This is a genomic window from Desulfurobacterium pacificum, from assembly GCF_900182835.1.
Taxonomy (GTDB): Bacteria; Aquificota; Aquificia; order Desulfurobacteriales; family Desulfurobacteriaceae; genus Desulfurobacterium_B; species Desulfurobacterium_B pacificum.
Genome location: NZ_FXUB01000001.1, coordinates 638,826 through 652,073, shown reverse-complemented (window position 1 = coordinate 652,073; position 13,248 = coordinate 638,826). Strand labels below are relative to the sequence as shown.

The following is a 13,248-nucleotide window of genomic DNA, read 5'->3' as shown; positions in this document are numbered from 1 at the left end:
GAATTAATTCTAATAATTCTATCAAAGACGCAGTATGTATTTTCCTTTTGGTGAGGATACAGGTTCAAGACCTATAAACGTTGTTTCTCCAATCTTTTCTTTTGTATAGGTATTTGAAGGGAAAAAGAGGTAGCGCGGTTTGAGTAGTTCTATCAATTCTTTGAATACCGGTTTTTCTGGGCTATCTGCAATGAAAAACATATCAAGGTTTGGTAGTCTTGATTTCTGGAAGAAGTTTTTTACAGCTTCTACATCATCTAAGAAAATGCAGTTTTGCTTTCTTTTATCTAATTTTCTGTGAGTTTTAATCCATTCGGAACGGGTAAACTTTATGGTTGTTGGGTTATAAACGCCGCTTATTCCGGAGAACGAAACGCCTTCTTTTGTCATAAATACTCTTGATAGGATATCTATACCGTCACTTTTCGCTAAGACCTCTACGTTGTCATCTTTGCTTCTTACGTAGAACCATGAACGGTTGAGTTTGATTGGATTTTCAAGGTGGGAAGTTCCTAAAACGAACGTTATATATGGATTTGATATTTCCACTAAACCTTGGAGTCTTTCTACGTTTCCGTTGAGGTTTCCTGTTATTAGAAATTCCATTTTTTTCTCCTGTTAATTGAGTATATCAGGATTTATGAATTATATCGCTTTACTTCGGAGAAATGCTGATTGAAAAAATAAGGAATAGGTTATAAAATAAAATTGTAACCATAGTTGGGGTGGTTATGAAAACTTGGTTTTCGGGTATTTTGAAGGGGGGATTTTTATTTTTTGTAACTTCTGTAATCTGCACTTTGTTTTTATAGAAAAACGCCAGACTAAAACCCCGTTTTTTAAAGTGGGGATACAGCCCGACATCCCAAAGGGGTGTTGACTTTGACTCAGCGATAACTTACCTTGAGTGATAAGATGAAAGCAAAAAAAGCGATAGTTTTTGAGCTAAAGCACTTAAGTACAGAACAGCAGGTAATCCTCGGATACCTCACCTACCACGCTGGAAGACTTTGGAATCAAGCTAACTACCTCGTAAGAAACAAGTTAGCAAAACCAGATTACAGAGACCTGTATAACAAACTCAAGGACACATCCTTACACCTGCGTTCCCTACAGTCCCGCTCTGCTCAGATAGTTCTTGACGAACTGTCAAGAGGATGGAAAAACTTTTTCAAGTTTTTAGAAAATCCCGAAAAATTCAAAAAGAAGGGAATAGAAACCGTCAAACCACCAAGTTACGTAAATCCCGAAACACCTCACAGAGTAGTAACTTGGGACAAAACAGGATTCAAGATTGAAGGAAGCGGGATAAGACTCTCACTCTCAAAAAACTTAAAAGAACACCTGCTCAAAAAATTTGGATTTTTTCCTGAATACTTGTGGATGGAGACGGGGTATAAGGATTTAAAGAACCTTGAAGTTCTTAATGTTCAAGTAGTTCCGTATAAATCCTACGGTCAAATAAGTTTTAAACTGGTGGTAGTGTATGAAAGAGAAGTTCCCGAAGTTGAAGCTAAAGGAGACAAAGTATTAGCAATAGACTATGGGATATCAAACTTTGCAACCTGCGTGATAGAGGGAAATCCTGTTTCTTACATCATAGACGGGAGAGGATTAAAGACACTTCTCAGAAAAAAACTTAAGAAAATAGCCAACCTGCAAAAAAGACTTGACAACCTAAAAAACAAAGGACTTCCGACAATTCAGTTAGAAAAGAAACTTCATAAACTCTGGAAAAGCGTTAAGAACCTTTTAAGAGACTACGCACACAAAGTAAGCAATCTCATAACAAGACTTGCAGTTTTATACAACGTCAAAACGGTAGTGATAGGGAAAGTTCAGGAATCAAAGAACAAAGAGAGCAATCTACCTGACCTTGTGAATCAGATGTTCAAGCTGTTACCTCACGGGAAAGTAACGGAATACTTAACCTACAAGCTTAAAGAATTAGGTATAGAAGTAAAACTGATAGATGAGAGCTATACTTCCGTTGCCGACTCCTGCGACAGGGAAGCAGGAGTTACGAAAAAGAGTAAGGGTAACGGTAGGAGGATAAAGAGGGGACTTTTCTTATCGCCGATAAAAGGACTCATCAATGCGGATGTTAACGGAGCAAGAAACATCTTGAGGAAGTTCAAGAAGAAGTGGTTTGATCTTGTAACGGGACTTAAGAATGTAGTGAAGATAAGAGTCTATAAGTTCAGTGAAGGTATCTCCGAATCTCTGCTGCATGCAGGGATAGGAGTAGAGGGCGGAGTGAACCCGCCTGGAGGGATAAGGGTAGGTGTAACCTACCAAACTCCCTCAGAAGCCTACGACTTTAGTGGTAGGTAGTTCACAGATGCTTACAATAATATGGTAAGAGCTTTGAAGCAGTATAAAGCGCAAAAAGTTGAAGGTTGTTTGGGAAAAGGAGGAAAACTTAACGTTTCTGAATAGGGGGAGTTGACAATTTCGGAGGTGGAGCTATATTATGGGGCATACGAAGCGTCCCCATCGTCTAGCCCGGCCTAGGACACCGGCCTTTCACGCCGGCGACGGGGGTTCGAATCCCCCTGGGGACGCCATATATTATATATGTCTTTATAATCCCCCCTTTTCCCCCTCCCTCCCCTTTATGGAGAAAGGGGCGACTAATTAGTCGCCCCCTCTTTTGTGAACGATGATTCACTATTCAATAAATCTCATAACATTAGAAATTCCTTCAATTTTTGATTAAAATTCCTCTTACAAAGTTTCAGGGGAATTTTCTATGGAAGATAAAGGTTTAAAGAAATTAGGAAGGAAAACCGATTACGTTTACGATTACTCTCCGAATTTGTTAGAGAAGTTTGAGAATAGGTATAAGGGGAAAATTTACTGGGTTTCATTTAACTGTCCTGAATTCACTACTCTGTGTCCTATTACCGGTCAGCCTGATTTTGCAACTATTTACATTCAGTACATTCCTGACAAGTGGCTTGTAGAAAGTAAATCGTTAAAGCTTTATCTGTTTTCTTTCAGGAACGCCAGAGATTTTCACGAAGATACTGTAAACAGGATAGCGGATGATTTATTTGAGCTGTTAGAACCTTTCTACCTTGAAGTTTATGGTGAATTTAATCCAAGAGGTGGCATTTCTATAGACCCGTTTACTCAACGTTATAAGAAGGAAAAATGGGTAGAAGAGTTAGCTAAGGAAAGGTTTAAACTCCACAGGATAGTTCCGCCGGAGATAAGGAGAAACCGTGGATAAGGTTTTAGTTATCGGTGGTAGTGGAGCGTACTTTTTAGAAAAGGAGTCTTTCGGTAAGGTTTTGGAAGTAAAAAGGTTTGATACGCCTTTTGGTATTTCAAATCCTGTTTATACTATTCGTCATGAGGATGGTTTTGATTTCTTTTTTCTTTCAAGGCACGGCGAAAAAGATTACGATGTAACGGCGCCTTTCGTTAATTATAGAGCAAATATCTATACAGCTAAGTTTTTAGGAGTTGGTCGTATTTTTGCGTGGACAGGTCCTGGTTCTTTGAGGGAGGATTTTAGACCTGGAGATTACGTTATTCCTTCAGACCTTTTAGACTTTACTAAGGGAAGGAAATCAACGTTTTTTGAAAATGGCGGTTTAGGATTTGTTAGGCAGAGTCCCGTTTTCTGCCCGCAAATTTCTGATTTAGTTAGGGAAGTTTTTGCTGAATTAAATCTTCCTTTTCATTTTGGTGGGACTTACGTTTGTACTGAAGGTCCGCGCCTTGAAACGCCTGCAGAAATAAGAGCTTTTAAGCGATTGGGCGGTGATTTAGTCGGTATGACTTTAGTTCCTGAAGTTTTCTTGGCTAAGGAACTTGAAATTTGTTACGGTGCTGTTTGCTACGTCACCAATTACGCTGAAGGTGTGAAGAATTATGACTTTAAGGCAGGCGTCCTGTTTGAAGGAATGTTGCCGCCAAGAGATAAAGAGAAAGTTGATATGGCTGTGGAGAGGTTCCCACAGATAGTTAAACGTTTGGTGCTGAAATTGGTTAGAGAAGAAAGGACATGTCCTTGCGGTAGTTTGATGGAAAGGTACAGAAAAAAAGGAAAAATAGGGGAGGATTGGAGGGAGTGGATTTTCAAACTTTAGACCTTAAGAAACTATCGGGGAGGAAGGTTTGATGAGGAAAATCCTTTTAACTTCAAGTCTTTTACTTTCTCTTTGTGGTGTTGCGAATGCCGGAAACGTAGATACGTTTGGTATTGGTGCTAAGGCTACCGCGTTAGGAGGAGCGTTTTCTGCTTATGCAGATGACGTTTATGCGGTTTACTACAACCCAGCCGGTTTAACGCAAATTGAGAGTCCTACGCTTTCTGTCGGTTTTGAAATTCTTAATCCAACGTTGAAAATTCACGATTTTAAAGCAGTTGATGGGGACGGTACTCCTGTTCAACCTTATGGAGTTACCTTTAAAGACACTTCCGATAATTTGCTTGTTCCTCATGCAGGATTTGCTATGCACCTTTTTAAAAACGTTTATTTCGGTATAGCTGCGTACGTGCCTTACGGTCTTCATATTAAGTGGAACGATAATGTTTCTCAAAACCCTGGTGCTTACAACGGTTTTGAGTCTTACTATTTAAGGGCTGTTGTAACGCCAACCGTGGCTGTAAAGCTTACAGATAAGTTGGCAGCCGGTTTCGGTATCTCTTTTGGAAGGTCTGAAGCAGGAACTCAGAGGAGACTTTACTATCCTACGGCTCCTAATGGGCTTAACGGAAAGGTAATAAAAGGTGAAATGACGGACGATTTCAACGTTTCTTTTAATGTGGGTTTCCTCTATAAGCCTTACGACAATTTATCTTTTGGTTTGACCTACAGGTCAAGAACTTATACTGACTTTGAAGGAACGGTTGAAGTTGTTGGAATTGATAAAGTTCATGCGAGTACGAAGATAGACCATCCTGACCAGCTTCAGATGGGTGTGAAATATCAGCCGAATAAGAGACTTACTTTAACTGCTGATGTTGTATGGACTAACTGGAGTTCTGTAAAAGATTACACCATTAAGTTTTCAAGACCTCTTTTGGGTAAGACGGAGGAGTACTTCCCGAGGGATTGGAAGGATACGAGGCAGGTAAGGTTTGGTATTGAGTATAAGTGGAACGAAATTGTTACACTGAGGGGTGGTTATTTCTATGACCCGTCTCCTATTCCAGACCATACCTTTGATATGCTTTGGCCGGATGCTGATAAGAAAACCTATTCTTTAGGTATGGGGCTTCATTTTGGAAGATGGACGGTTGATACAGTTCTGCAGTACATAATTGCTGAGTATAAGAGAGAAATTGGCGGAGAAAGCGTTAACCTAAACGATAGTTATCCAGGCGTAGCTGGTAATCCTGGAACGGTTTCTTTGGCTGCTGACGGTCATCTCTGGGGTTACGGTTTAACAGTAAGTTATAGATTCTAAGGAGGAGAAAAGATGGGGAGGATTTTAGTATTATTGTTGATGCCTATTTTATTCTTTTCCTGTGGAGGAAGTTTGCAGAGTCCTGAATCTGTTTCTGATAAGGTTGATACTAATTACGAGAGAGGAGCTTTAGTTTTTGACCCGTTTTCTACTGATGCGTTTTCGCCGATAGGTGTTCCTTTCCCTAACGATATTTTTCTTACTCCTGAAACAAGAGACGGAGATTCTTATCTTTACTTTGACCCAGATAAAGCAAAAGATAATGCAACGAGAGTTCTTTATGAAGCTCTGAATCAACTCCAGCTTAAAGGTTTTAGTCCTAACATGCCGATATTCGTTCCACTTGCTTCAGATTATCCTATAGATTTGAATACATTGAAGAACAATTACAGGTTAATTGATTTGACTGCTTTGACTTTGGCTTCCCAGAATGCTACGTATGCTTCCTTAATTGACCAGAGTAATAGGCTGATTTTCAGACAAGATGGAAGTTATTTGAAGTTTTATCCTGTGAAGCCTTTAGAGCCGGGACATCAGTATCTTTTCGTTCTCCTTAAAGGGATAAAAGATGTTTCTGGTAGGGACGTTTTACCGCCTTCTATTTTCTTGGAGCTTGAATCGGATAAACCGCTGGATAATCCTGAGCTTGAAGCTTTAAGAGAAAGCTACGCGCCGTTATTTAACGAAGTATTACCGAATTTTAATTTGACTAAGGAAGATGTTTTAGAGCTGTTTACCTTTACAACTGCTAACAAGACGCTTTCTGTTTCCGATTTTGCTGCTATAAGTGCTTATTTGAAAGAAGAGGTTGGTTCTCTTAACGTTACGGGGATTGCTTATTCTAACGTGACACAAGATTATGGCTTGATTAATGGTTTGGTAGATGAAGTTTACAGCTTAGTGAAAGAGAATTCTTCTGTTCGATCTTATATTGAAAACATTACTTCAGGTGGTTCTTTTCCGGCTTTTGACATTTCTAAGCTGATGGGAGCTTTTAAGTTAGGGGAACTAAATGATGTTTTAATTGCTATTGCTAATCAAACTTTGTCTTCTGATGATTACCTTGTGAAAATTCCTGTCTACTTAGGCAACAACGATACTGAACATTACAATGGAACCGTTTACATTTTCCAGCACGGGCTTGGCGGCAACAGAACGCAGGCGGAGAAACTGTTAAATGATATTGACCTGCCTGTTGTGGCGATAGACCTGCCTTATCATGGTGATTATATGAGTGAGAATGGAACTTTCTTAGGCTCTAATCCTATTGCTAATAGAATGAATATTTACCAAGCGGTGTTTAATTTGAGGTTGCTTGAGAAGTTGTTGAGGGGAGGATTTTACGATGTTGACGGTGATGGAAAGCTTGATAACGTTACAAGTGTTGACTTCTTAGGTATTTCTATGGGAGCGATTGTTGGTTCCATTTATGCTAAGTACGGTACTCCTGATAAAGTGGTTCTTAACGTTGGTGGAGCGAACTATGCTTCTATTGTAGATGCAGCTACAAATCAGTTGATAGAAGGTCTTTTGGAAGCTGCAGGTGTTAAGAAGAATACTTACACTTATGCTTATATGCTTGGTATAACGCAGTTAATTCAAGACCCGGCTGACCCTGTGTATGTAGGAATTGATAACGGAACCAACGTGATATTGCAGAATGCTTACGGCGATACAGTTGTTCCAAACGTTTCTAACACCATACTTGCCAAGAGAGTAGGTTTTGACAATTACACTACAGTGCTGAATACAGAACCGCCTTCTACTCCAGGATGGTATATGTTTGGAAATGAAACTTACTGGGGCGTTCACAGTTTCCTTTTAGGAGTTGACGACGCTGCAAGTAAGTATCCTGAAGCAGCGGAGCATATAAATCAGGATGTTATAGATGAGTTGGGAGAACTTGCAAGACAGCAGGTTAATGATTTCTTCAATTCACCTTAAGTGACAGAGAACGAATCTTCCGTTTTTCCACTTTGCGGGAGGGAACTCCCTCTCGCATATCTCTTTCTTAATCGGACAGCGGGGGTGAAAGGGGCATCCGCTTATTTTTTCGTTTGGTTGAGGGATAGAACCGGGAATGGAGGGGAGTTTCCTTTTCGGTTTACCGCTTAAGGTGGGAGAACACTTTAGTAACCCTTCTGTGTAAGGGTGTAAGGGGTTTGAGAAGACTTCTTCAACCGTTCCGTGTTCTACAGTGTATCCTGCGTACATTACGTATATTTTTTTTGCGAATTCTGCTACGACGCCCATGTCGTGGGTGATTAGTAAGATTCCTACGTTGTTTCTCTCACTTATCTTTTTCAAAAGTTCAAGTATTTTGCCTTGGACGGTTACATCTAAAGCGGTTGTTGGTTCATCTGCTATTACGTATTTGGGATTGCAGGCGAGAGCCATTGCTATGCAGACTCTTTGTTTGAGTCCGCCTGAAAGGTGGTGCGGATAGGCATTTATTCGTTTATGAGGTTCAGGAATATCCGCAATTTTAAAGAGTTCTATCACCTTCTCTGTTATCTCTTTTTTAGATAGCTCAGGATGGTGGAATTTTATTGCTTCTCCTACCTGTTCGCCTACTTTAATCAAAGGATTTAAAGAAGCAGATGGGTCTTGAAATATCATTGAAACGTCTTTCCATCTGAACTGTCTTAGTTTTTCTCCTGTAAGCTTAAAAACGTTTTTATCGTCAACCGTTATATTTCCTTCTGCTATAAGGTTTTCCGGCAGTAACTTTAAAATGGATAGAGCGGTGAGGGATTTACCGCTACCGCTTTCTCCTACTAACGCTACTCGCTCACCTTTTTCAACGGTGAGAAATGCGTTTTTAACGGGAGTTATCTTTCCGTCTTTTGTGGATATCTTTAAGTTTTCTACTTTTAAAGGCATGACACCTTTATCCAGTAGGAGTTTTCAGAAAAGATGTCCGGGTCAAAGTAGAGTTTTTCACACGTTATTGTCTTTCCGATAGATTCCCTTGCTGCTATGTAGTGGGCAAAAATCTTGGGAATTGTTCCAAGCAGTTTTCCATCTTCACTCATTAGAGTGTAGGTTACCGGTGATTCCGGGTTTAAAGGTTCAGGTTTAAGGTAAACGTCCTGCTCTTCTTTTATTACCCTTTCCCAGTTTGGTCTTAAAATCCTTTTCGTCTGGACTGGTATGAAGTAGGTTTTCTCTTCTGCTAAAAAGTGGTGGATGTTTTCGTAGCCTTTAAGAGAAAGCAGGAAGTTGAGAAGTGAGGTCAGGAGCTTGCTCTTGCTTCCGTAAATTTTTGTTCCGTAGTAACCGACGATGCCCCACAGGTCTTTTCCGTCAAGGAGTTTTTTGATTTCTTTTCCGTATAATCTCACGTAGGTAGGGTTTTGCTTCCATAAACCTTCTATTGTTGCGATAAGGTAGTCAAGATTTTCCGGTGTAAATGTGAATTCTTCTAAGCTTTTGAGGAATTCTCGCATTTGAGATTTAAATCTTTTTCTATAGAGAAGGCGAGAAAGTAGCCAGCGCTTGTTGATTTTCTTCGTTAATTTTTCAATCATTTCTTTGTCTAAAAACCAGTTGACGTAAACAGAGGCTTTGTTTGTTTCTTTCTCAACTACTGAGTCAATAGCCGGACGGAAAGCTTCCTTTTCAAAGATTTCCGTAAAGATTATCCTGAACGCTTCTTTTAAAACAGCTATCAGGCGCTTGTAGTCTGTTTCAACGTTTTCGCTTCTTAAAACGATTTCTAACTTTACGTCAGCGCCTTCCATTATTTGAGAAACCTGGGGAATTATGGTTATTCCTCTCCTGTCGGTTATTTCAAGGCTGGAATAGGCAAGGTAGGTAGGGAAGTGTGCTTCAAATATTTGAGAAAAATACTCTAACAGCGATGTTATGGCGGAGTTCGTTTTTTTGTCTTCTACCTGAATCAGCTTTTCGGTTTTTAGTTTTATGTTTGTTTCTGTTTCTCTATTTATCTGCCTGGGAGGTGATAGGGAGAGCTTTACAAACTTTTCCCAGAGAACGATTTCAGGGTCTGATTCTAAAATTTTGAGGGGAGCGGTTTCTTCTCTTAAGAATCTTCTTGCGTTGTCTCTTATGCGTCTTGCTTTTTCAAAAGTTTTTATTTCTTCTTTGGCTAACTGCCAGAAGTCCTGAGAGAAGTGGGTGATTTCACCTTCAACGGGGAAGAAGAAGTTCTTTAGAGCTTCCCTTCTGAAGCGGTAGCTGAATATTTCCACTTCGTTATTAAATTTTATGAGTTGAACGTCTGTAAATATTTCCTGATTGTTGCCTGCTATTAATACTGACGGGGAATGGGGAAAGCGCTTTCTGAAGATTTTGAGTTTTTGAGAAATATAAGTGGGGGTTACGTAGTTTTTGTAGAGGGTGGAGAAGAGGGTGAGGATTTTTTCATCTTCTTTTAAGAACTGTTCCGTTTTTATGGGGATTGAGAGTTTATCGGAAATATACATAGCAAGCGGTAGGGCAAAAGGGTCGGCAGGATAGATGCTGTCTATAGTTCCGCCGATTTTCTTTAGTTTTTCTAAAAAGAAGTCTATGGCGTCTAAAACGGCTTCCTGCCTTATTTCCTGCGTTTCAAAAAATTGCTTGCTAAGTTCCTTTACCTTCATAGTTCCTTCAGCGTTTTCTTTAAAATTTCTATTCCTGCATCTATTTCTTCTTTAGAAATTATGAGCGGAGGCGTAAATCTCAAGACGTTTCCTGCTGTGCAGTTTATGACAAGTCCGTTTTCAAGTGCCTTTTCTACTATTTTGCTGCAGGGTTCTTTACATATCAGTCCTATCATTAATCCTTTTCCTCTGACAGATACAAACTTTTCGGGGAATTGTTCTATTAGAGATTGTAGCTTCTCTTTCAAGTAAGTTCCTTTTTCTTCAACGGACTTTAGGAATTCTGGTTTTGAGATTTCCTTTATTACTTCTACGCCTGCTCTTGTTGCTAAGAAGTTGCCGCCAAAGGTTGATGCGTGAAGTCCGGGCTTTAAAACGTCTGCAGCTTTGCCTTTTGCGACAATTGCACCTATCGGAACGCCGTTTCCTAACGCTTTTGCTAAAGTCATAACGTCTGGTTCTACTCCGTAATGCTGATAAGCAAAGAGTTTTCCTGTTCTCCCAACTCCTGTTTGGACTTCATCAAATATGAGAATTGCGTCAATTTCGTCCGCTAAATTTCTTAGCTCCTGGAGGAATTCTTTTTCTGCGGGGACGATGCCTCCTTCGCCCTGTATAGGTTCAACGATAATGCCTGCAGTTTTTTCTGATATTAGTTCTTTTACGGAATTTATGTTGTTGAATTCGGCGAAGTGAACGCCTTGAAGCATTGGTCCGAAGCCTTCGTTGTACTTGCCCTGCCCCGTTATTGAAACTGCTGCCATAGTTCTTCCGTGAAACGATTGGCGGAAGGCTATGATTTCAAACTTTTCTGGGTCTTTTTCCGTTCCGTACCTTCTTGCTAACTTTATTGCACCTTCGTTGGCTTCTGCGCCGCTGTTACAGAAAAACACTTTTTCGCCGAAGGAGTTTTTGCAGAGAAGTTCTGCTAATTCTGCTTGAGGTTTTATGTGGAAAAGATTGGAAGTGTGTATGAGAGTTTGTGCCTGTTCGCATATGGCTTTTGATACTTTTTCGTGGCAGTGTCCTAAGTTGCAGACGGCTATGCCTGCAAGCATGTCAAGGTATTCTTTGCCGTTTTCGTCGTAAAGGCGACATCCTTTGCCTTTAACGAAGGAAACGGGGTATCTGTTGTAAGTTTTCATAACGAACTTTTCTGTCTTTTCTATCGTGCTCACGGTTCACCTCTTGTAAGTTGGTATGTTGCAAATTTTACTTGAAAAAGGGAATTTTTGGATTTTGTGTTCTAATTTGCAAGATTGGGGTGAAATACTTAAACTTCTTTAAAAGGTAGGGGTAATTTGAGGGGATGAAAGAAGTGCATGGAGCGTTGATTACAGTTAATTGTGCCTACAGTAAGGGTATTACAGAAGAGAAGTTGGCAGAACTGTTAAAGAAGCAGGAATTTCCCGAGGAGTATCCCTACAACGAACAGGTAGAAGTCTTCTTTTCCGAAGTTCCTGTTTCTGCAGTTGTGTCGTTTTGCAGGAAATATGGAATAACTATGGAAGAGCTGAGACGTTACTATGAAAGGTTTATAAAACCGAACTTCAGGAATAAAGAGTTAGAGGAGTTGTGGAGTATTCTGTAATCTGGAAGGAAGAGATTCTGAGGTAGAAATAGTAGTAAGTGAGATTTTAGGTGGGACTTTACAGGGAGCGTGATGTGAGTTTGCTTGAACTGTTGAGGTTGAGAAAAGAGGCGAGAGAGAGGGTGAGGGGATTTTTTGAGGGAAGAGGATTTTTGGAAGTAGATACGCCGATTATGGTGCCTTATGAGAATCCTGACGATAACGTGGAGAACGTGAGGGCAGTTTTTAGGGATTTTTTAGGTAAGAGGTATGAATGGTTTTTACATACGTCGCCGGAGTTTTTTATGAAAAGGATTGTTTGGGAGATGAGGGAAGGGGGGATTTATCAGATTGTCAGGGTTTTCAGGGATGGTGAAATAACTGATTTGCACAGTATAGAGTTTACGATGATTGAGTGGTATCGAGTGGGTGGGGATTATCGTGATGGTATGAAGGAAACGTTTGGTTTGGTGAGGGAGGTGGTGGGGGATTTTGCGAACGTAAAGGGGAGGAAGATAACGCTTAATGGTTATGAGATTTTTACTGTTGAGGAAGCTTTTAGAGAGTTTGCAGGGGTGAACGTTTTTGATAGAGAGGAAGTAAAGAAAGTTGCCTGTGAAGAGGATTATGAAAGTGGTTTTTTCAAGCTTTTGGTTGAAAGAGTTGAACCTGCACTGGGGAAAATAGACAAACCAGTCTTTTTAATTGATTATCCGGAAGAGTTTTCTGCTATGGCAAGGGTGAAAAATGGCGTTGCTGAAAGGTTTGAACTTTACGTTGGGGGAGTGGAGATAGCGAACGGTTATACGGAATTGAGAGATTATGAATCTTATTTGAGAAAGTTTGAGGAGAAAGGGAAAAAGGCGGTGGATGGGGGATTTTTGTCTCTTTTAAAGAAACGTTTACTTCCTGAATGTGAAGGAGTAGCTCTGGGGTTTGACAGACTTTTAATGTTGAGATTGGGAGCTGAATCGATTCACGATGTTATTCCTTATTCAACAAAAAGACTGTTAGAAGAAACTATTTCCAATCTTTAGAGAGGTTAAAAGATTTTCCTGCAAGGTGTCTTAACGCTCGTTCTACTACTGTAGCAGCTAAGTCTTCAACTGTTCGTGGTTTACTGTAGAAAGAAGGGCATGCCGGGAGTATAGTAGCTCCTGCTCTGGATAGTTTGAGCATATTTTCTAAATGTATGGGATTTAAAGGAGTTTCTCTAACTACTAAAACTAAGGGTCTTTTTTCTTTTAAGGTTACATCGGCGGCTCTGTGTATCAGGTTTGAAATTGTGCAGTTAGCGATATGCCCTAAAGTACCTGTTGAACAGGGGATAATAATCATCCCTTTTGATGGGTGTGAGCCGCTTGATGGTGGTGCGAAGAAATCTTTTTCTTTGTATACTGTTACATTTAGGTTTTTAAGAAATTCGGCTGGTTTTATCCCTAATTCGTATTCAAAAACTTGTTTTCCTGTCTCTGAGAAGATGACTTCAAGGTGATATCCGTTGTTGCTGAGAGTTTCTATACAAAGCTTTGCGTATATTGCTCCAGATGCGCCGGTTACTGCAACGATTAGGTTTTTCTCTTTCAAGATTCCTCCGAAAAATTTGTTAATGTAAACTTATAAAAACTTTCAATTGGAGGGTATAGG

The 13,248-nt window shown here is 40.0% G+C and carries 12 protein-coding genes and 1 tRNA gene; 8 read left to right on the top strand and 5 right to left on the bottom strand.

The features are described from left to right. Positions 1–21 precede the first annotated feature (21 nt). Complete coding sequence (locus QOL23_RS03290) at positions 22–606, bottom strand: hypothetical protein (RefSeq protein ID WP_283400157.1); 585 nt, start codon at positions 604–606, stop codon at positions 22–24. A gap of 309 nt (positions 607–915) precedes the next feature. Here QOL23_RS03290 and QOL23_RS03285 point away from each other — a divergent pair, with 309 nt between their 5' ends. The 6 genes from QOL23_RS03285 (at position 916) to QOL23_RS03260 (ending at position 7,368) form a co-directional block, all read left to right on the top strand. Further along, the gene (locus tag QOL23_RS03285) at positions 916–2,334 is read left to right on the top strand and encodes an RNA-guided endonuclease InsQ/TnpB family protein (RefSeq protein WP_283400156.1); all 1,419 of its coding nucleotides are present in this window, start codon (positions 916–918) and stop codon (positions 2,332–2,334) included. A gap of 155 nt (positions 2,335–2,489) precedes the next feature. Beyond that, positions 2,490–2,567: transfer RNA gene (locus QOL23_RS03280), tRNA-Glu, on the top strand. Positions 2,568–2,752: 185 nt separating this feature from the next. Then, positions 2,753–3,235, top strand: coding sequence for a preQ(1) synthase (queF, locus tag QOL23_RS03275; protein WP_283400155.1), 483 nt, complete (start codon positions 2,753–2,755; stop codon positions 3,233–3,235). After that, complete coding sequence (locus QOL23_RS03270) at positions 3,228–4,100, top strand: MTAP family purine nucleoside phosphorylase (RefSeq protein ID WP_283400154.1); 873 nt, start codon at positions 3,228–3,230, stop codon at positions 4,098–4,100. The genes queF and QOL23_RS03270 overlap by 8 nt, the downstream gene beginning before the upstream one ends. Before the next feature lie 31 nt (positions 4,101–4,131). Next, on the top strand, positions 4,132–5,424 hold the full coding sequence (locus QOL23_RS03265) for an OmpP1/FadL family transporter (RefSeq protein ID WP_283400153.1): 1,293 nt from the start codon (positions 4,132–4,134) through the stop codon (positions 5,422–5,424). 12 nt (positions 5,425–5,436) lie between these two features. After that, on the top strand, positions 5,437–7,368 hold the full coding sequence (locus tag QOL23_RS03260) for a hypothetical protein (RefSeq protein ID WP_283400152.1): 1,932 nt from the start codon (positions 5,437–5,439) through the stop codon (positions 7,366–7,368). Here the strand turns inward: QOL23_RS03260 and QOL23_RS03255 are convergent. Genes QOL23_RS03255 through QOL23_RS03245 form a run of 3 tightly spaced genes read right to left on the bottom strand, consistent with a single transcriptional unit; the run spans position 7,360 to position 11,176 of the window. Then, the gene (locus tag QOL23_RS03255) at positions 7,360–8,307 is read right to left on the bottom strand and encodes an ABC transporter ATP-binding protein (RefSeq protein ID WP_283400151.1); all 948 of its coding nucleotides are present in this window, start codon (positions 8,305–8,307) and stop codon (positions 7,360–7,362) included. The two genes, QOL23_RS03260 and QOL23_RS03255, sit on opposite strands and share 9 nt — an antisense overlap. Then, entirely contained in the window at positions 8,298–10,031 is a 1,734-nt protein-coding gene (locus QOL23_RS03250) for a hypothetical protein (RefSeq protein ID WP_283400150.1), read from the bottom strand. The genes QOL23_RS03255 and QOL23_RS03250 overlap by 10 nt, the downstream gene beginning before the upstream one ends. Continuing rightward, positions 10,028–11,176, bottom strand: coding sequence for an aspartate aminotransferase family protein (locus tag QOL23_RS03245; RefSeq protein ID WP_345782575.1), 1,149 nt, complete (start codon positions 11,174–11,176; stop codon positions 10,028–10,030). The genes QOL23_RS03250 and QOL23_RS03245 overlap by 4 nt, the downstream gene beginning before the upstream one ends. 164 nt (positions 11,177–11,340) lie before the next feature. Here QOL23_RS03245 and QOL23_RS03240 point away from each other — a divergent pair, with 164 nt between their 5' ends. Then, a complete protein-coding gene (locus tag QOL23_RS03240; RefSeq protein WP_283400148.1) occupies positions 11,341–11,622 on the top strand; it encodes a hypothetical protein in 282 nt (93 codons plus the stop codon). 50 nt (positions 11,623–11,672) lie between these two features. After that, entirely contained in the window at positions 11,673–12,638 is a 966-nt protein-coding gene (locus tag QOL23_RS03235) for an amino acid--tRNA ligase-related protein (protein ID WP_283400147.1), read from the top strand. Here the strand turns inward: QOL23_RS03235 and QOL23_RS03230 are convergent. After that, positions 12,622–13,188 carry a UbiX family flavin prenyltransferase gene (locus tag QOL23_RS03230; RefSeq protein ID WP_283400146.1) on the bottom strand — a complete coding sequence of 189 codons (567 nt, stop codon included), beginning with the start codon at positions 13,186–13,188 and terminating at the stop codon, positions 12,622–12,624. The two genes, QOL23_RS03235 and QOL23_RS03230, sit on opposite strands and share 17 nt — an antisense overlap. Positions 13,189–13,248: the final 60 nt, after the last annotated feature.

What these genes read in the sequence shown, in the direction of transcription:
- QOL23_RS03285 (WP_283400156.1), top strand. Translation starts at nt 916, where the DNA reads ATGAAAGCAAAAAAAGCGATAGTTTTTGAGCTAAAGCACTTAAGTACA.
- QOL23_RS03255 (WP_283400151.1), bottom strand. Translation starts at nt 8,307, where the DNA reads ATGCCTTTAAAAGTAGAAAACTTAAAGATATCCACAAAAGACGGAAAG.
- QOL23_RS03245 (WP_345782575.1), bottom strand. Translation starts at nt 11,176, where the DNA reads ATGAAAACTTACAACAGATACCCCGTTTCCTTCGTTAAAGGCAAAGGA.
- QOL23_RS03265 (WP_283400153.1), top strand. Translation starts at nt 4,132, where the DNA reads ATGAGGAAAATCCTTTTAACTTCAAGTCTTTTACTTTCTCTTTGTGGT.
- QOL23_RS03240 (WP_283400148.1), top strand. Translation starts at nt 11,341, where the DNA reads ATGAAAGAAGTGCATGGAGCGTTGATTACAGTTAATTGTGCCTACAGT.
- QOL23_RS03290 (WP_283400157.1), bottom strand. Translation starts at nt 606, where the DNA reads ATGGAATTTCTAATAACAGGAAACCTCAACGGAAACGTAGAAAGACTC.
- queF (WP_283400155.1), top strand. Translation starts at nt 2,753, where the DNA reads ATGGAAGATAAAGGTTTAAAGAAATTAGGAAGGAAAACCGATTACGTT.
- QOL23_RS03250 (WP_283400150.1), bottom strand. Translation starts at nt 10,031, where the DNA reads ATGAAGGTAAAGGAACTTAGCAAGCAATTTTTTGAAACGCAGGAAATA.
- QOL23_RS03260 (WP_283400152.1), top strand. Translation starts at nt 5,437, where the DNA reads ATGGGGAGGATTTTAGTATTATTGTTGATGCCTATTTTATTCTTTTCC.